Below are 25206 nucleotides of genomic sequence, written 5' to 3' on the forward strand. Positions count from 1 at the left end.
CTTACTCCCCTGCCGCCGCCGTTTCCGGCGCATGAACTTGAAAGACGCCGGCTGCGCCCATCCCGCCGCCGATGCACATCGACACAACCCCATATCCGCCGCCTCGGCGCTGGAGCTCGTAAATCAGGCTCGTGGTCAGCTTCGCCCCCGTACAGCCGAGCGGATGCCCGAGCGCAATGGCGCCGCCGTTCACATTCACGAGCTCTTCGTTCATGTTCAGCTCCCGGATAATGTGTACACATTGGGAGGCGAACGCTTCATTAATTTCAAAAAGGCCGACCTGCTCCTGCGTAATCCCGGCCATCTGGAGCGCTTTCGGGATCGCCTTGACCGGCCCGACGCCCATAATTTCCGGTTCGACACCGGAGAGCGCAAAAGACAGGAACGTCGCCATCGGCTTCAGCCCCAGCGCCTCCGCCCGCTCGCGGCTCATGAGCACGGCGGCTGCGGCGCCGTCAGACGTTTGTGACGCGTTGCCCGCCGTCACCGACCCATTCAAGCTGAACGCCGGCTTCAGCTTGGCGAGCCCTTCCATCGACGTGTCCGGGCGGACACCTTCGTCGGTGGCAAACACATAGTCGCGAACGAACGGCTTGCCGTTCTCGCCAATGCCCTTGACGCTCGTGCTCACCGGCACGATCTCATCCGTGAAGCGGCCCGCTGCGATGGCCGCCGCCGCCTTCTGATGGCTGCGCATCGCGAAGCCATCCTGCGCTTCGCGCGAGATGCCGAAGCGCTGCGCGACGGCTTCAGCCGTGTGGCCCATGCCCATGTAAAGCTCGGGCATGGTCTCCACCAGCGTCGGATGCGGCGAGAGCTTGAAGCCCGTCATCGGGACGTGGCTCATGCTTTCGACGCCTCCGGCGACGATCACCTCCGCGTGGCCCAGCATAATGCGCTCCGCCGCATAGGCAATCGCCTGTAAGCCGGAGGAGCAGAATCGATTGACCGTGATCGCCGGTACGGTCACGGGAAAGCCCGCATACAGCGCCATCGTGCGGGCGAAGTTCAGCCCCTGCTCGCCTTCCGGCATGGCGCAGCCGATAATAATGTCCTCGACATCGCCTTTGTCGAGGCCCGGAACCCGCCGTACCGCCTCCTCCAGGACGGCCTTCCCCAAATCCTCCGCCCGCGTCTGGGCGAAGCTGCCTTTCTTCGCGCGCCCGACCGCCGTGCGCGTGATCGATACGATGACCGCTTCCTTCATGGCTTTTCACCTCGTCGATAGTGTGATGTAACGAATTGGACCCTAGGTAAATTTCCCGGTTACTAGCGTATATTTCAGCAAACTGCTCTTTCTGTGGTAACTGCAGCAATAGACTCCTACACGCATCAAACCCCGCTTGCTTGACTATTCGCACAAACTGCACATTTCTGTGTTAACTACAACAACTGACTTCCCACCTAGCCCACGCCCAGAGAACCCCCAATGTTGTCTGTTTGCCTAAGAATACTCCGAACGGCCGCAACGGGGCAGGTAACCTTAAACTAACTAGAACTAAGAGGGTCTAACCCCTTCTAATTTGTGAAAATTTGCTATTTTCGCCTAGCTAAGAGGGGCTAGCCACTCTTAATGCCCGCGATCCGGGCCGTTTTCCTTAAATGAACTAGATCTAAAAGGGCCCAGCCCCTTCTAACTTGCGGAAATAAGCCATTTTCGCTCTGTTAAGAGGGGTTAGCCACTCTTATCTCGGCCGATATCCCTATTTTCGTGGAAATAGATAGGTTTTACCGCTCTTATTTCCTGCGACGTTGCCCTATGTTTCTCCCTTTACGGAGCCAACAACCCGACATCCGCAGACGTCAACGGACGATTCGCAAATACCGTGCTGGATGAGCGCTCATCGGCCCCGATATCGTTTGTCGATCGCGTTTCGCCATCCATATCCGTCGTCACGAACGGATAAGAACCGACCGCCGCATTGATGGCAGGGCTGGTGGCGGAAAGCTTTTGCAGGCCGTTCACGGTTGTGAACTGCGGATCCACCCCGTTAATCTGCGCGGATGTACGGGAAGCGTTGTTGGTAAGTGTACTGCCATAGCCGATATTGCCTTGGAACGTGGTATTGCTCGTAACCGATTCTTTATACAAGGTACCGGTGGTGTTGCGCACGATATTGTTGGCAATGACACTGTCTTGAGGCGCATACGTCTTGCTTGCAGTGCCGACCGTAATGCCCAAAGCACTGTTCACAATCGTGTTATTCACCACTAGCGCCCGGTACACTTTCCACTGTGCCGCCAAATCGGTGGCAGACGGGTTCGCCGGGTAGCCGCTTGTGCCGCCGTCATAGTTGCCGCTGTCGATGAAAATGGGTTCTTTCGTCAATTTCTCCATATAATTGTTGTAGATTTTATGATCGTTGCCATAAATGCGGATACCCGCTTCCTCTGTCTCCACGCCATCCCCCAGGAAGAAGTTGCCGTAAAAAGAGTTTTGATGACCGTGTCGGGAAGTCAGCCCGCCCTTGGATGTCAAGAAGGTGTTGTAGCGCACGGTATTGTTGCTGCTCTTGACGGATACGATCTCAGGCTCCCCGTCGCAATTCTCAAACACGTTGTACTGGATCGTATTGTACCCGTTGGACAGTGAGATGCCCGACAAACCCAGACGAATCGTCTCTTTACCATTGTCTACCCAAGGGCCGACATCGTGAAAATAGTTGTACTCGATGACATCGTACTGCGAAATATGCCCGTTGTTATCGCCTTGGTAAGCGATGAGCGGTTCGGTGTCGCTTTTGTTGCCGAAATCGTTATGATCGATGCGGTTGTCATGGCTGTTCACCCCGCTGACTTGCAGCCAGATAAGCCCCCCGCCCGTTGCCGGCAAGGCAAACTTATTACGGGTCACCTGAATATGGTTGGACCCGTCGAGCAGCAGTGCGGTATTCCCGGTATTCGTGAATTTCAAGCCTTCAACCACGATATACGAGGAGTTGCTGATTTGCAGAGATGCGCCACCGGAAATGACAGCCATCCCTTGATTGGCCGCTTTGATGCGGATTGGCGAGGTCGATGTGCCGTTTTTGCCCGTTACGGTAAATGGACCCGATTGCGAGTAGGTGCCGTTGGCAAGCACGATCGTCGTACCTGCTGTCGCATTGCTAATCGCGGAGGCTAACTGAGCGGATGTGGAGACAGCCACCTCGTTGCCAGGGGAAGAAGACGAATAGCCATAAATCTCGACTTCCGTATAGCTGTTCCACGTGTTCGTCGAGTTGCCGTGACCCACGATGCGGACATAACGGACGGCGGAGACATCCGCAAAATCAAACGTCTGCAAGCCCGCCGCCAGGACGCTCGTTACATTCGATTGCACCGTAGTGTAAGTCACATTGTCCGGTGACGTTTGAATATCGAATGTAGACGTGCGCGTATCGCCGTTCAGGAAGGCGATCTTGATCAGCGACACCGTCGCCTGACTCCCCAGGTCATAGCGGATCCACTGGCCGTCGCCGCTCGCCGACCAGCGCGTAGCCTGATCGCCGTCTACCGTATTAGCCGGGACATTGCCATCATCCGCACTCGCTGCAACGGCGGAGCCGGAAAGCGCAAACTTCGTACTGGCTGGCGCGGCCGCCGACACATCGCCATACATTTCAACTTCCGTGTAGCTGTTCCACGCGTTCGCCGAGTTGCCATGACCGACAATGCGCACATAACGCACTGGGTCGACATCGGGAAAATCAAACGTCTGCAAGCCGGCGGATAGTGCGCTCGTAATACCGGACTGAACCGTCGTAAACGTTACGTTATCGACAGAGGTCTGAATATCGAAGGTCGATGTGCGCGTATCCCCATTGAGGAAAGCGATCTTGATGAACGACACTTTGGCATCGGCGCTCAATTGGAACTTAATCCACTGTCCATCGCCGCTCGCTGACCAGCGGGTAGTCAAATTGCCGTCAATCACATTAGCCGGTACATTGCCATCGTCCGCGCTTGCCGTTACATTGGCGGCCGGAATCGTCAGCTTGGCGTCAGCGGCAAGCCCTGCACCGGGGATCATCACGAATAGCATGAACACAATCAATAACCATACACTTGGTCTACGTATTCCTTTCATTACAGCACATCCTTTCGGTCTCACGATTAATTGAAGCGCTTACATTTTTCTTGAAAAAATAAGCAGAATCCGCACAGCCTTCAGGGTCTTTTTGTCCGCTAACACAGAGGACAACCTTGCCGGCCGTTATTTTGAAATCCTTCACCTCCTTTCAAGCAAAGACAAACGGCTCCGCCTCCCTTTCATGGACGTGGCGTTTAGGGATGGCATAGAGCCGTTTCAAGGATATACAAACTGATAGGCTAGAAGGACGGGCGGCTTCCGCCGCCGTTATCCTTTGATCGCGCCAATCAGCGCGCCTTTCACAAAGTACTTCTGCAGGAACGGATAAATAAAGAGGATTGGTACCGTTGCCACCATAATCGTCGCGTATTTCATCGAAGCGGCCAGGGCCGCAGCGTCGCCGTCAGACGCGCCCGAGTTCGCGTTGGCTTCCCCTTGCAGCAAAATCTCCCGCAGCACGAGCTGCAGCGGATACAGCGTGCGCTCCTGCAAGAAAATCATCGCATTAAACCAGGAGTTCCAATGGGCTACGCCATAGTACAGCAGCATGACGGCAATCACCGGCATCGACAGCGGCAGGACAATCCGGAACAAAATGACAAAGTCATTGGCGCCGTCGATCTTCGCCGACTCCTCCAGGGCATCCGGGATCGCCTCGAATCCTGTTTTCATTAGAATGAGATTAAACGTGTTGATCGCCTGCGGAATAATAAGCGCCCACAGCGAATCCAGCAGGCCGACGCCTTTGACCGTCAGGTAGAGCGGAATCAAGCCTCCGCTGAAAAACATGGTGAATACGATGAACAACATCAGCGGTTTCCGGTACTGCACGCTCTTGCGGGACAGCGCGTACGCGCCGAAAGCGGTCAGCACGATATTCAGCACCAGGCTGACCACGACGACGAACAGCGTATTGCCGTACCCTTTTAACAGCATCGGGTTCTGAAAGACGTACGAGTACGCATCCAGTGTGAATCCAAGGGGATGCCATAGCATTCCCTTATGCGCCATCAAGGAACTCGCATCGGAGATCGACGCCAGCGCAACGTAAATAATCGGATATACGGTGACTAGCATGAGCAGCACCAGGAACAACATGTTTACAAGGTCAAAGCACCGTTCTGCAAAGCTCGGCCGATTCAGCATCGTCTTCTTCCTCCTTTACCATAGGCTCGTTTCATTGAATTTGCGGCTTAGCCAGTTGGATGAAATGAGCAGGGCAAAGTTAATCGCTGCATTGAACAAGCCGACCGCCGAACTGAAGCTGTAGTTGAAATCCTGCAAGCCGACACGATACACATAAGAGGAGATGACATCCGCTGTCTCGTAAGTACCGGGGTTGTAGAGCAAAATAATTTTTTCAAAACCCACATTCATCATGCGCCCAATATCCAGAATGAGCAAAATGATAATCATGGGCATGAGTCCTGGCAGGGTCACGTTCAGCATCTGCTTCCATCTGCCGGCTCCATCGATTCTTGCCGCCTCGTACTGCTCCTGGTCAATGCCGGTCAAGGCCGCCAAGAAGATAATCGTGCCCCAGCCGATGTTCTGCCAGATGCCCGAGGACACGTAGATGGTGCGGAAAAAGCTAGGATCCAGCAGGAACGTCTCCCGCGTGCCGCCGAAGAAGGCGACAATGTCGTTGATAACCCCTTCGCTGGATGTAAAATCTTTCAGAATGCCGCAAATGACGATCAGCGAGATAAAATGCGGCATGTAGGTCACGGTCTGCACGGTGCGTTTGAACAGCGCGTGCTTGACTTCATTCAGCAATAGTGCCAGCACAATCGGTGCGGGGAATCCGAACAGGAGCTGATAGAAAGAAATCAGCACCGTATTTTTCATCGTTCGCCAGAAATAAGGACCTGTGAAAAACGCCTGGAAGTGTTCAAACCCTACCCAGTCGCTCCCCCAGATACCGAGTCTGGGGGAGAAATCTTTAAAGGCGATGATCGCGCCGTACATCGGCACATAGTGAAAGACGACGTAGTACAGCAGAACCGGCACGAGCATCACGTAGAGCAGCTTATTCGACCGAATGTCCCGCAGGAGACCTGCTCTGCTTTTTTTTATGCGTGTTGAGGGTTGGATTGACTTGGGCAGCATGGTGTTCATCCGTTCTCACCCTCTCCTTCCTGAGACTTCTCTTTTAACGCTTGTTATAGCGATCTAGGGAATCTTGATAGATTTTCACAACGTTGTCGATGCCCATTTCTTTAATGCGTTTCACATACTCGTCGAACTTCTCGATCGGCTCTTTGCCCATCACAAATTTCACAAACATTTCTTCTTTGTAGCTGGAAATCGCGGTTGTCAATTTCGCCAATTCCTTGCTTTCGTCAACGGTCGGTGTCAGGAAGCCTGGAAGGACGTGCTTCGCCGCATCGGTTTGCTCCCAAACTTTCACAGCGTCATCTTGCTCTTTGTACGTATTGAAGCTTTTGCGGCTGTCGCCCAGGAACGGACCGTTCGGTTTCGTATATTGCGAGATCAGCTGCTGCAAGTTGTATTTCGGATCTTTCGTCATTTTGTCCGTGAATGTCGGCACGCCGTTATTCAAGGTGTAGCTCTCGCCTTCAATACCGAAGTTAAAGAGCATCGCTCCCTTTTGACCATAGGCGTAGTCCATCCATTGAACAGCCAGGTCCGGATGCTTGCTCGAAGCGGATACCGCTTTGCTGACGGCAGGGTTATATTTAAAATCCCGCTGTCCGATGAAAGCGCGCTCCCCTTTATTGACAGTAGGATAAGGCGCAGCCACCAGTTGGTATTTCGGGTCCTTTTTCTTGCCTGTGTCCATCCACTTGCCCACAGCGCTGAGCAGATAGACGGTCGCGCCCGATGTATCGCTTACCATTCGGTTATCCAGCGTTTTCGAGTCGGTATTCAAAGCAAAATCTTTATCGATCAGTCCCTCTGCATACCATTTGCGCAGCAAAGTCAGCGCATCTTTGAATTGCGGGTCGATCGGTCCGTATTTGACTTTGCCTTGATCGTCCACATAGAAACGGTTAGCTGTTTTGTAAGCGCCGATGAAGGCATCCTGGATGTTCAGCTCGCCGCTGTATTGCGCCGTTAAAGGTGCAGTTGCGCCCTTCTTCTCCTTGAACGCTTTCAACACGGTGTACCACTCGTCAATCGTTGTCGGAACAGGCAGGTTCAACTCATCCAGCCAATCTTTGCGGAGCATCGGGCCGCGGAACACGAGACCGTTGTCAGGGCGGATCATCGGGAACGCGTAATACGTGCCGCTATCCGTTTTAATCATTTTGTCCAGTTCTTTATCCTGTTGGAGCAGTTTCTTCAGGTTCGGTGCATTTTTGTTAATCAAATCGTTCAATGGCAAAATCACTTTGTCCGCAATCGCTTTCTCCGGTCCTCCCGGATAAGCGGCCGCTGTTCCTGTGCCGCCCCAGCTATATTCGATGACATCCGGCAAGTTGTTTGAAGCGATCAACAGATTGAATTGATCTTTAGACTGGCCGTCAGCCGGATGCGTATATTTCACTTTCACGCCGGTTTCTTTTTCCAATTGCTTGCCAAACGGCGAATCCGCCAAATTCGGGAAAAAGGCCGGAAGATTCGGGTTGATCTGCTCCCAAGAGGTCAGCGAGTCTTGCGTTTGAAGCGGATAGGTGATGCCGGCTGCGGCGGTTGGTTGATTCGTCGCTTTCGGTGCGTTAGTGCCGCTCGGGCTTGAGGTTTGGTCTTTCGAGCAGGCAACGAATAGGCTTGATGCTACGGCTACGCTTAGTGCTACGCCGATCGACTTGCGTTGAAGTAGTTTTTTCTTCATTTAGTAAACCCCTCCTGGTATGCGGATCGCTTTTCATTCTGTATTGTTCTGTTTAGTTTGGTTTGGTTTGGCGCCATGGCCTAATTATGCAGGCTCCAGCCTCCAGCGGATAGCCTCAAAAGCCGAAAATGCATCATTAAAATATGAAAAACGGCATCATCATTTTTCGCTGTCACACCTTCAAAAATGCAAAAAGCCGCCCAAGCAAGCTTGAGCGGCTTCAGCCAGGAGGCGTCTAGCCTTGGATGCCTTTATATTTGCCAGGTGTAATGCCTTCGAATTTTTTAAAAGCCCGGTTGAACGTATTGATATCCGTGTAACCAACTCTTCTCGCCACTTCAGCCACGGGCATCGTCTGCTCGGCAAGCAGCCGCTTCGCCTCTTGGAGTCTCGTTTTGGAGATGAAGTCGAGCAGGGAGTCGCCGGTTTGCGTTTTGAATTGCTTGGATAGATAGGATGGCGTCAGCCCGAATTTCTCGCCAATCATGGAAATATTCAAGCTTTCATCGTCGTAATTTTGTCTGACGAAAGCCATGACCTGCTCGCCGAGCGGATTCTGCTCCGGCTTGCGATCCATTTGAATGCCACGGCACACCTGCTCCAGAATCGCGAGAATTTCCTGTTTCATCTCCCGTATCGTTTCACAGCTCGTGAGCCGCTCGACCGCGTCCATCTGGACGATCAACGTCTTTTTGTCGCTTTGCGCGCCGATGTCGTCCATCGTTTTAAGCAGCGTGCCGGCCAGATCGAACATCAGGCACTTGCCGAGGGGCACGGACAGGGCAGAGTCCGAGACATTGTTGTCGATGATGAGATGAATAATGCGCTGCGCATTGTCATAATCGCCAATTTTCACAAAATTAATCAGCTGCTGCTCAACATGCAGCGGATAGTCGTAGCTGCCTGCTTGACGGGCGGATTCCGTGCTCGGCAGCGCCGCAAACGGAATGATTTTTCCGCTCCCCATCACCAGCCGGTACGCCATCGCCGACAGTGCTTCCTGGTACGCATGTGCAATCCCGAATAAATCCTCATGAATCCCGCTGATCGCGACGGTCAGATCAACATGGAAATGCTCCAGCAGGAACGATTGGACTTGTTCCGCAATACGCAATAGCTCCTCGGGATCCCGCTCCTCGCCAAAATTCAGGATACACGCCTGCATGTCGTCGATCTCGGTCGTGAAGCCCTGATTTCCGCTGCCAATCACCTCTTCTACGACGTTCATGACGATAAATTGCAGCAGCTTCATTTTCTGAGGATCCGCAGCGATATCCGGCTGCAGCTTGCCAAAGTCGTCGATATGGAACAACAACACGGCAAAATGCGGTGAAATCAGCTGTATCTCATGCGCGGACAAAGATTCGTGGACAGGCACATCCTTGTCCAGCCGACCTTTGAGCAGCCCCTGCAAGAAGTGCGAGCGAATCGCGTCGCGATGCTGGTGCAGCCGGCGGTCGACCTGCTCTTTTTCCGCAAACGTGTTGTTCAGGGCATCCTGCAGGAAGCCATACTCGTTCGTGCCCTCGGCAAAGGAAATGCCTGCCTTCAGTGAGAAACTCCGAATGAGGAGATGCATCGGATAATAGTTTTTCCGGAGAAACACGAAGGTCATGATTCCGCCAAGCAGAAGACTCAGCCCGATGCTGGCGTATACCAACGTTTTCATGACCCGCATCTTGTCGTCGAACAGCTCGGCCGGGATCATGGAAATGTACTTCCAGCCGGTTCGCGCTGACGTCGTGTAGGATACCGCCGCCTCTTCCCCGGCGACATCGCCATAGAACAGACCGCTTTTGCCTGACAGCTTGTCATATTGCAGAAAGGCCGGACTCTCCTTGAGCCCGCTTGAAGCGACCACGCGATTGTCCGCATCCAGCACCGCAATGCCCGCCGCCTCCGAGGACGGAATATTGTCCAGCATCTTGGTATCCTTGATCACGAAGAGCAGGACGGCTCCCGACTGATCCCGATTCGTCAAGGACACCGATTTGGCGTAGAGAATCGCCTTATATGGCCCGGCATCGTCTTGAATCGTCACCGGCAAATAGGTCTGCACGTACTGTTTATCAAAAAACTCCCGCCAACTTTCGGCGCCCTTCCTCTCATCCCCCTCAATCTGTCCAAACAGCGTACGGCTATCCGTACGGTTGCGTGAGGAGATGACGGTGTCGCTGTTGCGGAAATAGATATAGATTTGCTCGATAAAATCGTTCGCCGTCTGATAGACTCGCAAATCGCTGGCAATCGAGACCAAGTCATAGTAATCGCTGTCCTTAAGGGGCTGGTTGGTCGCGATAAACGCATTCACTCGTGTATTCAGCGAAATTTCCATGCTTAACCGTTCAATACCGCCCAGACTGTTATCAATGGCCTGTTCCATCTGCTCCAATGCGTAGTTGTTCGCCCGGTTTACTTCCGATTCGACGACATGCCAGGACGCCGTGTACAAAATGCCGCTAATCAGGATGGGAACTAACAGCACCGAAATATACGAGATCAGCCATGTCATCCACACGCTGCGTTTATTTAATCGGACAGGATTTTTCTTCATATCCGTGGCTCACCTCTCTGGATGTAACTGCTTACAGGATTCATTATAGCTTATAACCAGAGCAGCGGCTGACGAATCGCCATATTTCGGCGAACTTCATCTTGCATAGGGTTCCGGTCCAGCGTCTGCCACAGGCGAAGAAGCCGATCTGATTCATAGGCAATGCCTGCAAATAACAGGAACGACATCCCTACAGGCCAAGCCTCATCATATTCAATATCCGGGCCGAATGGCCAGGTTGATTTGTCCTCTAAATACGGCAGCAGGAAAGCAATGCCTTGCCGCAGCCCCCGTCCATCCGGCAGCTGAAATTGCCACAGGTTGTCACTCGGACTGGACAGCAGGTGCGCGAGCGTAACGAAGTTATCCAGGGTAAAAAGCGAATAAGCGTAAGGTTTCGTCCGCGCCAACTCGCGAGGGAAGCCGCCGCTCAGGTCCATTTGCTCCGGCAAGAGACGAGCTTTAAACTGCTCTCTGCAATATGCCAGCATGGACGTATTCGCGGTCAATCGCGCAAAAGCCGCCGCTTGCACGAACCAGCAGACCCCATGGTTATTCGGTTCATTGCGCTCCTCGATGCCTTGCGGATGCTCGTTCATCCAGGCGAGGTAGTCGGCGAACCACTGGGTGACTTGATGAAGGATGTACGGATCGAGCTCTCGACAAGTCTGTAAAATCCGGACAGCAGCCGCCACGTCAATGAGATGCAGCGTATCAATAATCCCGATTCCTCTGCCATCGCAGACGCCCGGGATCGCTTGCGCATAGCATAGATGGGGATTCATGCGGGTATCCTTGTTAACAAAAAAAGCCGCCAGCAGCTCTACCGCTTTCTCGCCGAATCTAAACTCCCCCGACGCCCGATAAGCAGCTGTGAGGCAAGCCACCCGCGTCCGCATGCCACGCAGCGCCTGCCGGTGTGCATGGAAATTAGCTGGATTGCTTTGCCCGTCGCGGCGGATGTAGGGCAGCCCGTCATTCGTGTCGGGGTTGGGCCACCAATAATCGCCATTGGAGTAATAATCATGAGCACCCCCGGGGCTGTGGGGAGATGCTGCGTCTGTAATTTGAATGGTTGGCATCGTAAGGAAAGCCTCGGCCTCCCGTATCATGCGCTCAACATCAATCCATGGCTGCCACGCCATAAAGGCGGCTCTAGGGGCATTGTCCATATGAGTCCCCACCCTTTTCATATAGTAGATTGTCCGTCCTTCCATCATACGAAAATCAGCGGCAACATAACATCATCAAAATCTAAAGTAATCGTCGAAATCTCAACTTTTAGCTGTTGGCGCATCTTGGTCATCAGCGGATAGATTGAGTATTCGGGCGGTTTTCTGCGCAACAAAGCGGCACATTCCGATTGGAATGTGCCGCTTTGTAAACGATTAACAGCCGCCTAGCAGAACACGCTACTCCTTCACAGATCCTAATGTGATTCCATGGATAAAGAACCGCTGCAGGAACGGATAAATTACGAGAACCGGCAGCATTGCAATAAAGATTTTTGCCGCGTTCAATGTCTGATTCGAGAGCTCGCTCATCTTCTGGATCTGCTCGGCTGTCATCGTATTGGCATCCACAATGACGACAAGTTGTTGAATATACGTTTGCAGTGGATAATGATCTGCATTCGACATGAGCACAAGTCCGTTAAAAAACTCGTTCCAGTGATACACGATACTGAACAATGTAACGGTAGCCAGAACCGGTACTGATAACGGGATGAACAGCTTCACCAGCATGTACCAAGGGCCTGCTCCGTCAACCAGTGCCGCTTCCTCCAGCTCTTTCGGCAAATTGCGGAAGTAGTTGATAACCAGGATAACGCTAAACACAGGAACGCTGTTCCCAAGAACGAGCGCCCAGATGTTGTTGATGAGCCCCAGCGATTTTACCGTCTGATACCAAGGGATTAACCCCCCGTTGAACAGCATGGTGAACACGAGAATCCACATGAACACATTACGGTACGGCAAATCTTTGGAGCTCTTCGATAAAGGGTAGCCTAACAGCAAAATGATAACAAAGTTAAGGCTTGACCCCAGCACGACGCGTTGGATCGAGATCCAGAATGAGTTGAAAAACTTACCGTCGCCCATAATTTCTTGGTACGATTTGAAGTTAAATCCGACCGGCCAGAAACTGACTCGGCCAGAGGAAGCCGCCGCATTGTCGCTTAACGAAACGGCCAGTGTGTACCATAATGGCATTACACACAGCAGCGCAATACCGACCAGCACGACGATCAGAAGAAGATCGAATGCTCTGGAGCTCAATGTCGTTTCTTTAACCATAGCCCTACTCCTTTATGTTAAAAAATACGATAGTTTGCAAATTTGGCAGCCAGGAAATACGAGGTTGTAATGAGTAAAAACGAGATCACCGATTTCAACAAGCCCATCGCGGTTGCCAGCCCATACTGCAAGTTCAGCAACCCTGTTCTGTATACCCAGGTATCGATAATATCCCCACTCGAATAGACCAGTGGATTGTACAAGTTGAAAATTTGATCGAAGCCGGCATTCAATACGTTTCCAAGCGAAAGCACCGCAAGCAGTATGACGGTTGTCATTAAACCAGGAAGCGTAACATGCAGCAATTGCTGCCAGCGTGTAGCGCCATCTATCGCAGCCGCTTCATATAAAGCAGGATTTATTCCCGTTAAAGCTGCCAAGAAGATAATCGTGTTAAAACCGAATTCCTTCCACACATCGCTTCCTACAATAATGAACGGAAACAATTCCGCTTTCCCAAAAAACAGCGTCGGCTCTATGCCGAAGATGCCTAGGAAGTTATTCACCGGTCCTTTATAGGACAGGATGTCGAGCAAGATCCCGGACAGGATAACCCATGACAAGAAATGCGGCAAATACACGAGTGTTTGCACCCATCTTTTCAGAATTGCCAGGCGCAATTCATTTAACAGTAACGCGAAAATGAGTGGCACGATCAAATTCGCAATAATTTTCATAACCGCGATAATGAGGGTATTAAAGAACACCGTTTTGCTGTCGTTCAATGAAAACATGTACTTGAAATTTTCCAAACCGATCCATTCCGAATGAAAAATCCCTTGACCCGGATTAAAATTTTGAAAGGCAATGACAATGCCGAACATCGGTACGATACTAAACAGCGTCAACCAGATGAAGCCAGGAAGAAGCATGAGATAGTAATGCTTGGCAAATCCTTTGGTAACCATCCCGTCCATCACTTCCATTCTTCGTTGTTGAAGGAGAGGCGCCAGAATGCTCCGACGCCTATGCCTGCATTTACTTCAAGCTTTCCTCAATTTCAGCGATAATCTGATCGCCGCCTTGCTTTTTCCAATCCTGTACAAACTTATCGAACGTATCAAGCGGAGCTGCTCCCATAATAATTTTGAGGAACGTTTCCTTCTCTAATTTGTCGAGGGAAGCCCAACGGCTCTCCATCGTTTTCGTTTGCGAATACGTAACGCTGTAAGTTTTCTTATACGGCTTCTGCAACGGCGAAATCCCGACAAATGTAGAGTACATCCGTTTCCATGCGCCTAAGTCCGCGTTCGGATCCCAATATTGAATATCGTACTTATCGTACGGCTCCAGCTTCACTTTTTTCACTTTTTCTGCATCCGACTTAAGAAGTTTATAGCCTGGCAAGTCGAGATCCTCCGGCTTTTTGGTGCCGGCGAGCACTTCTTTCATCATTTTGTACGTAACGTCCATCTCATCCATTGGTGCGAAAACGATACGCAGCGGATAGTTGCCGATTGCGACTTTTACATCAAATTTGGACTCATCACGCAGCAGCAGATTTTCCATCTGAATCGCCGCTTCCGGATGCTCGTAGCCTTTGCGGACAACGAGATATTGATTCGTCGGATTCCCCATATGCGGCGTAAATTCGCCGTTCACATCCAGCGGGGCTGTGTAGGCTTGCCAGTTCGCCTTCGGATTGTTCTTGATCGCATCGGCCAACGGACCGTAGCCGCCTGCCCACCATAAGCCGAAATAGATGCCGGACGTTCCGTTTTTGATGAGCTCCTGCGCATCCTTGCGGATCGTCATTTCCTTGTCGATCAGCCCTTTGGCATAAAGATCGCGCAGTTTGGACAACGCTTGCTTCGTTTCCGGTTGAAGGGAGCCGTACGTTGTTTTGCCGTCAGCCCCTTTGACCCAGAAGCCCGGATACGAATGATAGGATGCAAAAATCGGATCAAAACCATAGTTATTATTGTTCGGGTTAATAAAGTCCGCATTCAGCAAGCCGCCTAATTGCGGTCCTGTGATCCCGATCGTATCCGCTTTGCCGTTGCCGTCCGGATCCTGCTCCACGAACGCTTTGGCTACTTTCTCCAGATCGTCCATCGTTTTTGGCGGCTCCAGCCCCAATTTATCCAGCCAATCTTTCCGAATCCACATCATATGCACCATATCGGATTCTGTTGTAACGTTCGGCAGGGCATACATTTTGCCGTCAACCGTCACGGATTTCAATGCCAATCCTTGCGTCGTGTCGATAATATGCTTTAGTGCCGGAGAAGCGTATTTCTGATATACTTCCGTCAAATCCGCCAGCTGACCGCTCTTCACCATTTGTCTGAACTGTGTATCTTTCACTACAAGCGCATCCGGCAAATCGTTACTTGCGATGGAGAGATTAACTTTCTGGTCGTAATCTTTTCCGCTCGCAGCCTGCCAGACGATTTTGGTATCAATGTTGAGATTCTCTTTGATGTACCGCGTGTACTGATTGCTCTCCGGGGAGTCGCCAGCCGGCAAGCTCTTATCTGCTGCATCGACATCCTTACCGATTCGGATCGTGATTGGATTCGCGGATTTTGTAAAAGGCCCCGCTTCCGTTTGCCCTGCGGTTTGTGCTGTACTCGTCTGCGCCGGCGCATTGGACGCTTTCGGTGACTCCTTCGCGTTATTCCCTTCCGAGCAAGCTGACATGACCACCATCATGCCCGCAAGGAGTAGCATTAGCCGCTTTCGTGATTTTCTCATCGTAGCCCCTTCTTTCCTTCAAGAATTTATCTACGCTCTAAAAGTAACACAGGCATGCGCGCAGCTAGGATGGAAAACGGTTACATGTTTAGTCGGGAGATTGACCGAGAATGTTGGCAATACACCCATGATTCCCAGTCACTTCCATCAATTGCCCCCCCTAAGATCGGACATTTCTCTACCTGTTCCGTTCTGAGAGCGAAATTCGCTGGGGAGACAACCCGTTAACTCGCGAAACGTACGACTAAAATATTTCTCATCCATATAACCGACCTGCTCGGCGATCCAGAGAATCGTTTTATTCGAATAGAGCAAGTATTCCTTCGCTTTCTCGATGCGATGATTCCGCAGATACTCACTGAAATTCGCGCCAACAATATCTTTAAAACATTGGCTGAAGTAGCTTCTGCTCATATTCACCCGCTTCGCGATCATCGCTGACGTAATTGGCTCCTGCAGCTCTTCCTTAATAATGCGGACAGCCTTCATGACGCTGTCCACTACTTCCTGCGAGTAGGCCGGCTTCTCCATCGCCTTCCGAATGAGAGCACGTATCTCGGTAAGCCACACCTCCACCTCCTGCCAGCTGTCAAAAGCGTCCGGTATTTGAACGGCTGTCGCTCCAAGGGTGAGGAAGTACTGATTCCATTTATCCGAAAGCGCATAGAGGTGGCCGAAAAGCTTGGTTGGCGGAAGCCGAAGCTCTTTCAGCTGCTGAAGCTGAGCGGCAAACAGCTCCTCATGATGAATCCATTCAAGCCCAGCCCACATATCCTTCACGTGATCGGCATCTCGCCCCGTTGCCTGCTGATCCTCACTATCCGCCCGCGGATGATGATCCGCCGCGTAGAAATCCTCCGAGGCCGGCTGGACAGGCTTGGCATCTTCCAGGATACGCTTATGGATGCGGCCCAGCACTTCATCAAAGCGCTCTTTTTCCAACTGGACTTTGGCAATATAATCGATTGCGCCCAGCCTCAGCGCCTCTTGAATGTATTCGAAATCCTGATGAAACGTAAGCACGACGGTATACATGCTCGGATATTGCTTGCGCACAACTTTTAAGAGCTCAATCCCCGACATCACCGGCATCGCCAGATCTGTCAGCAATAAATCTACGCTGTTGACAGCCAAAAATTCTAACGCTTTCTCCCCGTTGCTCGCCTCACCGACGACTTCCATATCAAATTCGCGCCATGGCATAGCCGACATTAAGCCTTTACGAACCAACTTATCGTCATCAACAATCATCACTTTAATCATGTCTGGGATTGAACCTCCATTACGGGAATAGTAACTTGAATTGTCGTGCCACTGCCGATTCGGCTCTGAATACGGATCTGCGCCTGATCGCCGTATTGCGATTCCAACATGCGTTTGACGTAATTCAATCCAATTCCCATTCCAACCTTCTTATTCTCGCTGTCTGACCGATGCAGCAATTGATGAATGGTTTCCTCGGACATGCCCGCACCGTTATCACGAATAGCGATTTGCAGCTTGTCCGTCAGACACACTTCAACCTGGATATAACCATCATCACTGAGCCCGTGATAAAGCGAATTTTCCACTAAAGGCTGCAAAATAAATCGCGGAATCGGCAATCGCCATACTTTTTCATCCACTTGCATCTGAACGTCGAACTGAAAATCGTACCGAATTTGCTGGAGGGTTAAATACTGCTTCAAAGCCTCAATTTCCTCCTCCACAGTTGAAGCTGCCCCTAGCTTACCTAAATTGTAATGCAGCAGCTTATTTAGCGACGAAACGAGCTTATCAATTTCCGTCTGCCCGTTCATAAGCGCCAGCCAATGGACCGTATCCAATGTGTTCATAAGAAAATGCGGGTTAATCTGATAAAGAAGCTTCTCGACTTCCAAATCGACCCGGCTCTTCTCCTTGCGCTCCACTTCAGCAAACAAGCTCCAAATCTGCTCTTTCATTTGCCTGAATTGATGCAGCAAGAAATCGAACTCCGGTATTTTCGTTTTGACCGTCACATTTTGCACCCGGTTCTGAGCCATCAGCTTGATCTCACGATTAAATCCGTTCAAGGGCACATAGACCATTTTCCACAGCACCCACGCCATTCCGATGCTAATCACGAGGAATAGTAGGGCAAACAAACCGATTTGAACGAACCATTGATTGATTTCCTTGTTGTAATCGGCTTTCGGAATAATGGATACGATACTCCAACCCTGGTTGCTCACCTGCCTGAACCAATAAAATTCATTTTGCGTTCCGTACGTCTGGTTCTGTGAAAAATTCGGGAAGATCGTATCCTTGGCAAAAGTCTGCGGAAGCTCGCTATACGCGACCCGACCGTTATTATCCAGAAAAACATGATAATTCCCGCCGCCGAACTGCCCATTATTTAAGATGTTCTGGGTCAGATGAAATCCCGTTTCAATATATACATAGACATCGTCGCGTGTCGGCAGATCCACCTTCCGCAATGCTGACAGCACAAAATTATTATCGAAGCGATTGTTGCTGATATGCGGACCGTAGTAAGAAATGCCCGAGTACGCCGCGAGCAATGGCAGTTTTTCCGGTGCAAACGTGTCTTTCACCCCCATGTTCTCGAGATCATACGTACGATCCTTTTGAAAATAGTAAAAGGTGAGCCCAATATTGGGATTGGTAAAGGTAACCAAACTTAGCTCATCCTTCAAATCACTGAGCATCTTGGAACGCTCGAACGATTGCTCTGAAGGAAGCGACAGCATTTGATCCAGCTTCTTGCCGACGCTCCCCGCAAAAGCCAACTGCTGAGACACGTGGTTGAGGTTGGATATCGTATTCTCCATAGAAAGCTCTACTTGCTTGAGATTGCTTAGGATCCCATTTTGGATTTTATTCGTCAGGATGGAATAGATCGTGTAATACGAAATGAGTACGATACAAATAAAAGGAATGAGGGTGCTGCCGAGAAAAATAATAAAAATTCGCCGTTTTAACGTTAAATAATCATAGGTAAAAACCCTCAAAGACTCCCTCAGCTTGCCAATCATCGCGATCCCCTCCCTACACCCGTTCTCGTTTACGATATTCAGAAGGCGTATAACCAAAGTGCGCTTTGAATACGCCGATAAAATAGCTAAGCGTGTTGAACCCGACATCGAGCGATATTTCCATGATTTTCTTGTCGGTATCTTTGAGCAAATAAGCGGCCCGCTGGGCTCTGACTCCATTCAAATACACGAGCGGACTTTTGCCAGTGATGCTTTTAAAATACCTGCAAAAGTAGGATTCACTGAACGACACAAGCGCCGCCAAGTCCTCCAGCCGTATAGGGAGACTGTAATTTTGTTGAATATATTCAATGATTCGCTTAATCCGGTCGATCTGTGAGGGCTGACTTGCCAGCGGCACCTCGCGAAATGACGGTCCTCCCAAAGAGATGAGCTTGGCAACCATCATTTGCAAATTGGCCTTCGTCGTTAATTCATAGAGCGGTGATGCATTGAGATTATCTTGAAAAACGAGCTCGAGCAGCTCCAGCAGTTCCTTCTCCTCTTTCGCACCGCCAGGGCGGATGTGAACGGGTGTCACATATTTCTGTTGAAGGAGTGGATGGATGTATTTCTCCCAGACAAGATCAAACCGTTCTCCGCTTAATAGGTTGGCATGAAACACCACTGCCTTGAAGCTGCACGGTTCATCCGAGGCAATCGAGCCAGCGTGCAGCTGCCCGGCATTTACGAAGATGGCTTCCCCTGCCTCTAGTAGATATTCCTCCATGGATACACGAAAGACAGCGCTTCCTTTTGTCAGCATCAAAAACTCCAGCTCATCATGCCAATGAAGATCCAACAGCTCTTCGCCGGGTTGACAATCAATTTCATACACGCGAATCGGATACATCGGATCGCCATGGATGCGGTCCTCCTTAAGCTTCGCTTGCTGCATCGCTTTTCTCCCCCTTTTATACCCATTACTCCTCGATGTCAAAATTCTGATACATTCAAGCAATATCACGAAAGGAATGATATCAAGAAATCAATATACTTATATTAAAATATATCGAAGGGATGTTGGCAATGAAATTTTCCAATGGCTATTGGATGGCGAAAGAAGGCTATACGGTACTCAACCCGTACGATGTTCGCGAGGTACAGCAAAAAGATGACAGCGTAACGGTTTTCGCTGCCGCTCGAAAGATTACGCGTAAAGGCGATACCTTGAACGGTGCGTTGCTCACTTGCGAGCTTAGCTCGCCTATGGCAGACGTCATTCGTGTACACTGGACGCATCATGCCGGCAAACAGACGAAGGGCCCGCATTTTGAGCTTTACTCCCCCGAACAAGGGCAACATCATGTTGAGATCGTCGAGAACAGCAGCGACTTGACGCTAACCACAGGCAGTCTCCATGTCTCCCTCCCGAAAAGCGGTGCATGGGGAACGCAATTCTTCTATGATGGGAAGCGGATCACCGGCTCTAACTTTAAAGGCCCAGGGCACATCACAACGGCCAATAAAGACGTATACGTCAGAGAACAACTTGATCTTGGGGTCGGCGAGCATATTTACGGACTTGGGGAGCGATTTACGCCCTTTGTGAAAAACGGCCAAACCGTTGACATTTGGAATGAAGACGGCGGCACGAGCAGTGAGCAGGCTTATAAAAACGTGCCTTTTTACTTGTCCAGCAACGGCTACGGCGTGTTCGTCAACCATCCTGAGCATGTTTCCTTTGAGGTTGGCTCGGAAGTCGTGTCCAAAGTGCAGTTTAGCGTGCCTGGTGAAAGTTTGGAGTATTTCATCATCGGCGGTCGCACATTGAAGGATGTGCTGAACAATTACACGACACTGACGGGTAAGCCAGCGCTGCCACCGGCTTGGTCTTTTGGCCTCTGGCTGACGACCTCCTTCACGACCGATTACGATGAGGCGACTGTGAATAGCTTTATTGATGGCATGATTGAGCGGGAGCTTCCCCTGCATGTTTTCCATTTTGACTGCTTCTGGATGAAGGAGTATCAGTGGACGAATTTCGAGTGGGATAGCGATCTCTTCCCCGATCCTGTCGGCATGTTGAAGCGCTTGAAGGACAAGGGACTCAAAATCTGTGTGTGGATCAATTCGTACATCGGACAAAAATCCCCACTCTTCCAGGAAGGGATGGACAAGGGATATTTGGTCAAAACGCCGGAGGGCGATGTCTGGCAGTGGGACCTTTGGCAGGCTGGCATGGGGCTCGTCGACTTTACGAATCCGGCGGCGGTCGCGTGGTATAAAGGCCATTTGAGCCGGCTGATCGATATGGGTGTGGATTGCTTCAAAACAGACTTCGGCGAGCGTATCCCGACGGATGTCAGGTACTATGACGGCTCGGACCCGTACAAGATGCATAATTATTATACCTTCCTGTATAACAAAGCTGTCTTTGAGGTGCTGGAAGAGAAGCTAGGTAAAAATGAAGCCATGCTGTTCGCTCGTTCCGCTACAACGGGCGGACAGCAGTTCCCCGTCCACTGGGGCGGCGATTGTTCGGCCACCTACGATTCCATGGCGGAGTCGCTGCGGGGCGGCCTGTCCCTCGGCTTATCCGGCTTCGGCTTCTGGAGCCATGACATCAGCGGATTTGAACGTACCGCACCGCCGGACATCTACAAGCGCTGGGTCGCCTTCGGCCTGCTCTCCTCGCACAGCCGCTTGCACGGTAACGAATCGTATCGCGTGCCTTGGCTGTTCGACGAAGAGGCGGTTGATGTCCTGCGGCATTTTACCAAACTCAAATGCGCTTTGATGCCTTATCTGTTCGGCAGCGCCATACAATCTTCCGACATGGGGATTCCGATGATGCGTGCCATGGTGCTCGATTTCCCGCAGGATCCAACCAGCCATTACTTGGATACGCAATACATGCTCGGTGACAATCTGCTTGTGGCGCCGATTTTTAATGACCGTGGCGAGGCCCAGTATTATGTGCCGGAAGGCCGTTGGACCGACTTCTTCACCGGCCGCGTGATTGAAGGCCGCGCATGGCAGCAAGCTGTGTATGACTACATGTCGCTGCCCCTGCTTGTAAAACCGAATTCGCTCCTGCCAATCGGCGCGAATGAGCTTAAACCGGACTACGACTATGCCGATGGCGCAGCCTTGCATTTGTTCGAGCTGCAGGACGGCGCAAGCGCGTCCGCTCTTGTGTATGATGCAAAGGCCCAGCTGCAGCTGCAGGTCCACGCAGAACGAAGCGGCAGCGGCATTCGCTTTGATAGTCAGGGCGCCGCGAAGCCCTACACGATCGTGCTCAGGGGCATCGACGACGTACAGACAGTCGAAGGCGCCACTTGGGAGCGAACTGCGTTTGGCGTTGTGATTACGCCCGCGACTGGACATACGCGGATAGCTGTATCCTTATAAATTTTTAAGCAGTCCGAAGGTTCCGGCAATAAATAAGCACTGCCCTCATCAGGCAGTGCTTTCCCTTACATGCGATTAGTAGTGTTTGTGGTCGTCGTGTTTGTGATCGTCGTGTTTAATCTCGATGCGTGCAAGAATACCTGCAGGATTGCGATCGCTGCGGCCGGAAGTTTGTGGGTAGTTGAAGCCAGCAATCACGATATCGTTCTCTCCGTGATGAAGGAAATGAGAGATGTTGAACATTCTGCCAGGGTTGTAGAAATCGCGATTGTCTTGCGGCGCGTCGATGACTACAGGCAAACCGTTAATGAGCACGATCGCATAGTTGTCAACGGATAAGAACAATGTCGCTTTTTCGACTTTTTTCGATTTGACCTCGAACCGTTTGGCAACCACGGCAGCAGGTCCAGTTGGATCATTTGCCCCCCAAACGTAGTGCTCTCCTGGTCCCGGTTGTACCCATGCACCATTTGGTGCGATTTCCAATGCATTCACCCAGCTGGCGTCTGTAGCAATAACTGTTTTTTTCACTGTGTGTCCACTTCCTTTCTAGTAGGATATTGCATTATATGAAGCTAGCAATACCTTTGAAAGGGACGAATGATATAGCTACAATCGCCAATTTCTACGCAAAAAAAACCGTCCCCCCACAAGGAAGGACGGTCATTTCAATACTCTACTTATTCGCCTGCTCACCAAAAAACATCTCATCCGCCAGCGCCGTCTGAATCCGGGACTCTTCCTCCGTCAAACGTCGGATAAGCTCCATCTCCACCTGCGTCACTTCTTCGCCTTGGAAATTGATTTCCGCGATCGAAGCGACGATACGGACAATCGCGATCGCCACGTTGCCGGGCGTATACGCAATCACCTTCTGCCCCGTCGGGAAGACGCGGAAGCCGCTTTTGACCATTTTGCCCCGGCCGTATTCGAGCAGCTCATATAATTCTTGCTCCGATTTGAACTTGCATACTGAGTTAAACTCCGTTTGAAAACCCATCGTTATCTACTCCGCATCGAATGAATATTGGATTTGCTGTTTAGCCGCATGGCGTTCCATGGCTAAACGGATTAGATCGTCCAGCAGCTCTGTGTAAGGCTTGCCGGTTTCCTGCCACAACAGCGGGTACATGCTAAACGGCGTAAAGCCAGGCATCGTGTTAATTTCGTTGATGTAGATTTTGCCGTCGGTCTTGCCGTAGAAGAAATCGACGCGGGATAAGCCGCTGCCGTCCAGCGCCAGGAACGCGCGAATCGCGAGATTCCGGATCTCCTCCGCCGCATCCGAAGGAATCTCCGCCGGAATGACCATGACGGACTTGCCGTCTTTATATTTTGCCTTATAATCGTAAAATTCATTGGAAGACACGATCTCGCCCGCCACCGAAGCGAGCGGCTCGTCGTTGCCGAGCACCGCGACTTCAATCTCACGCGCGTCGATGTTCTCTTCGACGATGACTTTGCGGTCGTATTGGAACGCAAACTGCACCGCCGCAATCAGCTCCTCCTGATTGCGCGCTTTGGAAATGCCGACGCTGGATCCCAGGTTCGCCGGCTTGACGAAGCAAGGGTAGCCGACCGCCGTCTCCAGTTCCATCAAGTGATACGCGCGATTCTTCTCCCACTCATGCCGCGTAAAATGGCGGAACACGCACTGCGGGAGACCTTCCTGCGCGAACACCTTTTTCATCATGACTTTATCCATGCCGACGGCGGAAGCCAGAACGCCCGCGCCGACGTAAGGAATGTTCGCCATTTCGAGCAAGCCTTGAATCGTGCCGTCTTCGCCGAATGTGCCGTGCAGCAGCGGAACGACGACGTCGATGCCCGGCGCTTCTGCGGCCTCGTCCGCCGCGGAGATCGAGACGTCGCCTTTCAGCTGCACCGCGCTAAAAAGCGGCGCCAATGCGCTTCCCGAAGGCGCCTCCAGCGCTTTTCCCGCTTGGAACGTCAGCTCTTCGACCGAAGCCGCCGGTGCGCCAAGCGCAGGACCGCTTTGCCATTCTCCTTTTTTCGATATGTAAAACGGTGTAATCTCATACTTCTGGAAATCCACTGCCTTCATCACCGCTAGCGCAGTCTGCAAGGACACATCGTGCTCGCCCGATTTCCCTCCATAGATTAATCCAATTCGAATTTTGCGGCTCATTCCGTACCTCCGTCTAGTATTTACAATTTCTTGACTTTCCGTCACATCTCATCGGCAACGTGAATGAAAACATATTTCGTCCGTTCCGTCCAAGCCGGTGAATCTTTATACGCCCAGTAACGATTGCGGCTATTAAACGTATGCGCATTGACGAGCGGCATGCCGTTCGCGTCTTTTCCTATGACAAACGTGTTGTGCTGAAAACGGCCGTCCCCATCCCAGTCGTAGCTGATGGTGTCGCCAGGCTGAAGCTCTCTCGGATCTTCAACTTCCGTGCCGCGCAGGCCGTGAGTCTTATGGGCGCTATGAACAAAAAAAGCATGCAAACTGTTCGCAACCGCCCAGCTGTAGCTCCACTGCTCCTGGCCGCCGTTCTTGCCGGCATACCACCACCCGGAATCCCTTTTCCCAGTATAGTCCATTGGGGCCCCGCCTGCAAAGAGGCATTGCGACACAAAATTCGTACAGTCCACTTCAAAATATTCATATCTCGGATTGGGCGTCTGCCACCACGTTTCCGCATATTGGACGGCTCTCGGGCGGTTATAAATGGTTTTCCGCGTTGCGGATTCCTGAGCCCTGCTATTGCGTATACTAGGGTGGATATAGGGGACGGAAGGCGCGGTCCGCTGCGGAGAGCCGAAGGGATCGTATACTGGGATCTGAATGCCGTCTGCCCGCCCGGACCTGCCTCTCTCGCCTTGCAAAGCTTCGGCATTGTGGACGAGCCAGCCGCCGTCCCTCCGTTCGATCCGAACGCGCTCTGTTTCGATCCGCTCCTCCCGCCCCTCGGCAGAGCCGATGCGGTAATCGAGGAAGCGGTGCAGCCGGACGTCCGCCACAATCCCCCATGGGGATTCCTTCGCGCCTTGCAGACGCAGCTTCGTTTCGCCGCGCAGCAGCCGGGCATCCCGTTCAAGGAAGCTGTCGCGAAGCCTGCGTATCCGGAGATCCTGTTTTCGTACGAAATCATGATCGGAAACATACGCATCCAGCAGGGCAGCCGAGCCTTCGAGCTCCGCCTGATTTTTGGCGTGGATGTAATTGTAGAGCGCCGTTTTCCAGGACATTCGCAGACACCCTCCTTTAAGAGGAAGTTCAAAAAATCGGCTTTTGATCACGAAGTAAGGCAGGAAGCGAATTCGACATCGAATCTTGCGTTCACCTTTGAAGTGCGGTGCTCATGTAGGTTTTGCCTACACTCCGCTCCTCCTTCTTCAGGTTCTCGCAACCTTCTCGGTGCTGAAAACCCGACTTTTTGAAC

At 51.6% G+C, this 25206-nt stretch carries 18 protein-coding genes; 1 reads left to right on the forward strand and 17 read right to left on the reverse strand.

Translation table 11 applies throughout. The features are described 5' to 3' along the window. Position 1: 1 nt before the first annotated feature. The 13 genes from EJQ19_RS24145 to EJQ19_RS24205 form a co-directional block, all read right to left on the reverse strand. On the reverse strand, positions 2-1207 hold the full coding sequence (locus EJQ19_RS24145) for an acetyl-CoA C-acyltransferase (protein WP_126143806.1): 1206 nt from the start codon (positions 1205-1207) through the stop codon (positions 2-4). Positions 1208-1771: 564 nt separating this feature from the next. Further along, positions 1772-4069 carry a chondroitinase-B domain-containing protein gene (locus EJQ19_RS24150; protein WP_126143807.1) on the reverse strand — a complete coding sequence of 766 codons (2298 nt, stop codon included), beginning with the start codon at positions 4067-4069 and terminating at the stop codon, positions 1772-1774. A 270-nt stretch (positions 4070-4339) separates the two neighbouring features. After that, positions 4340-5218: a carbohydrate ABC transporter permease gene (locus EJQ19_RS24155; RefSeq protein ID WP_206438480.1), complete on the reverse strand. Its 879-nt coding sequence runs from the start codon at positions 5216-5218 to the stop codon at positions 4340-4342. 15 nt (positions 5219-5233) lie between these two features. Further along, a complete protein-coding gene (locus tag EJQ19_RS24160) occupies positions 5234-6181 on the reverse strand; it encodes an ABC transporter permease (RefSeq protein ID WP_241243069.1) in 948 nt (315 codons plus the stop codon). A gap of 43 nt (positions 6182-6224) precedes the next feature. Then, positions 6225-7871, reverse strand: a complete 1647-nt coding sequence (locus EJQ19_RS24165; RefSeq protein ID WP_126143809.1) for an extracellular solute-binding protein — start codon at positions 7869-7871, stop codon at positions 6225-6227. Positions 7872-8106: 235 nt separating this feature from the next. Beyond that, a complete protein-coding gene (locus EJQ19_RS24170; RefSeq protein ID WP_126143810.1) occupies positions 8107-10425 on the reverse strand; it encodes a helix-turn-helix domain-containing protein in 2319 nt (772 codons plus the stop codon). Between the two features lie 50 nt (positions 10426-10475). Next, complete coding sequence (locus EJQ19_RS24175) at positions 10476-11597, reverse strand: alginate lyase family protein (RefSeq protein WP_241243067.1); 1122 nt, start codon at positions 11595-11597, stop codon at positions 10476-10478. A 240-nt stretch (positions 11598-11837) separates the two neighbouring features. Then, positions 11838-12722, reverse strand: coding sequence for a carbohydrate ABC transporter permease (locus tag EJQ19_RS24180; RefSeq protein ID WP_126143811.1), 885 nt, complete (start codon positions 12720-12722; stop codon positions 11838-11840). 17 nt (positions 12723-12739) lie between these two features. Then, positions 12740-13630, reverse strand: coding sequence for an ABC transporter permease (locus EJQ19_RS24185; protein WP_126143812.1), 891 nt, complete (start codon positions 13628-13630; stop codon positions 12740-12742). A 70-nt stretch (positions 13631-13700) separates the two neighbouring features. Further along, entirely contained in the window at positions 13701-15419 is a 1719-nt protein-coding gene (locus tag EJQ19_RS24190) for an extracellular solute-binding protein (protein WP_126143813.1), read from the reverse strand. 147 nt (positions 15420-15566) lie between these two features. Further along, complete coding sequence (locus tag EJQ19_RS24195; protein WP_126143814.1) at positions 15567-16682, reverse strand: response regulator; 1116 nt, start codon at positions 16680-16682, stop codon at positions 15567-15569. Then, entirely contained in the window at positions 16679-18436 is a 1758-nt protein-coding gene (locus tag EJQ19_RS24200) for a sensor histidine kinase (protein ID WP_126143815.1), read from the reverse strand. Before EJQ19_RS24200 ends, EJQ19_RS24195 begins: the two co-directional genes overlap by 4 nt. Positions 18437-18449: 13 nt before the next feature. Continuing rightward, entirely contained in the window at positions 18450-19334 is an 885-nt protein-coding gene (locus tag EJQ19_RS24205; RefSeq protein ID WP_126143816.1) for an AraC family transcriptional regulator, read from the reverse strand. A gap of 131 nt (positions 19335-19465) precedes the next feature. Between EJQ19_RS24205 and yicI the strand changes: the two genes are divergently transcribed. Next, complete coding sequence (gene yicI / locus EJQ19_RS24210) at positions 19466-21793, forward strand: alpha-xylosidase (RefSeq protein ID WP_126143817.1); 2328 nt, start codon at positions 19466-19468, stop codon at positions 21791-21793. A gap of 75 nt (positions 21794-21868) precedes the next feature. On the opposite strand, the gene EJQ19_RS24215 is transcribed toward yicI, so the two are convergent. The 4 genes from EJQ19_RS24215 to EJQ19_RS24230 all read right to left on the reverse strand — a co-directional run bounded on the left by EJQ19_RS24215 (position 21869) and on the right by EJQ19_RS24230 (position 25012). Then, on the reverse strand, positions 21869-22324 hold the full coding sequence (locus tag EJQ19_RS24215) for a hypothetical protein (RefSeq protein WP_126143818.1): 456 nt from the start codon (positions 22322-22324) through the stop codon (positions 21869-21871). 145 nt (positions 22325-22469) lie between these two features. Beyond that, the gene (locus EJQ19_RS24220; RefSeq protein ID WP_126143819.1) at positions 22470-22793 is read right to left on the reverse strand and encodes a hypothetical protein; all 324 of its coding nucleotides are present in this window, start codon (positions 22791-22793) and stop codon (positions 22470-22472) included. A 6-nt stretch (positions 22794-22799) separates the two neighbouring features. Next, entirely contained in the window at positions 22800-23942 is a 1143-nt protein-coding gene (locus tag EJQ19_RS24225) for a D-alanine--D-alanine ligase (RefSeq protein ID WP_126143820.1), read from the reverse strand. Between the two features lie 41 nt (positions 23943-23983). Continuing rightward, positions 23984-25012, reverse strand: coding sequence for an amidase domain-containing protein (locus EJQ19_RS24230; RefSeq protein WP_126143821.1), 1029 nt, complete (start codon positions 25010-25012; stop codon positions 23984-23986). Positions 25013-25206: the final 194 nt, after the last annotated feature.

The sequence above is a fragment of the Paenibacillus whitsoniae genome (assembly GCF_003955665.1).
GTDB lineage: Bacteria > Bacillota > Bacilli > Paenibacillales > NBRC-103111 > Paenibacillus_E > Paenibacillus_E whitsoniae.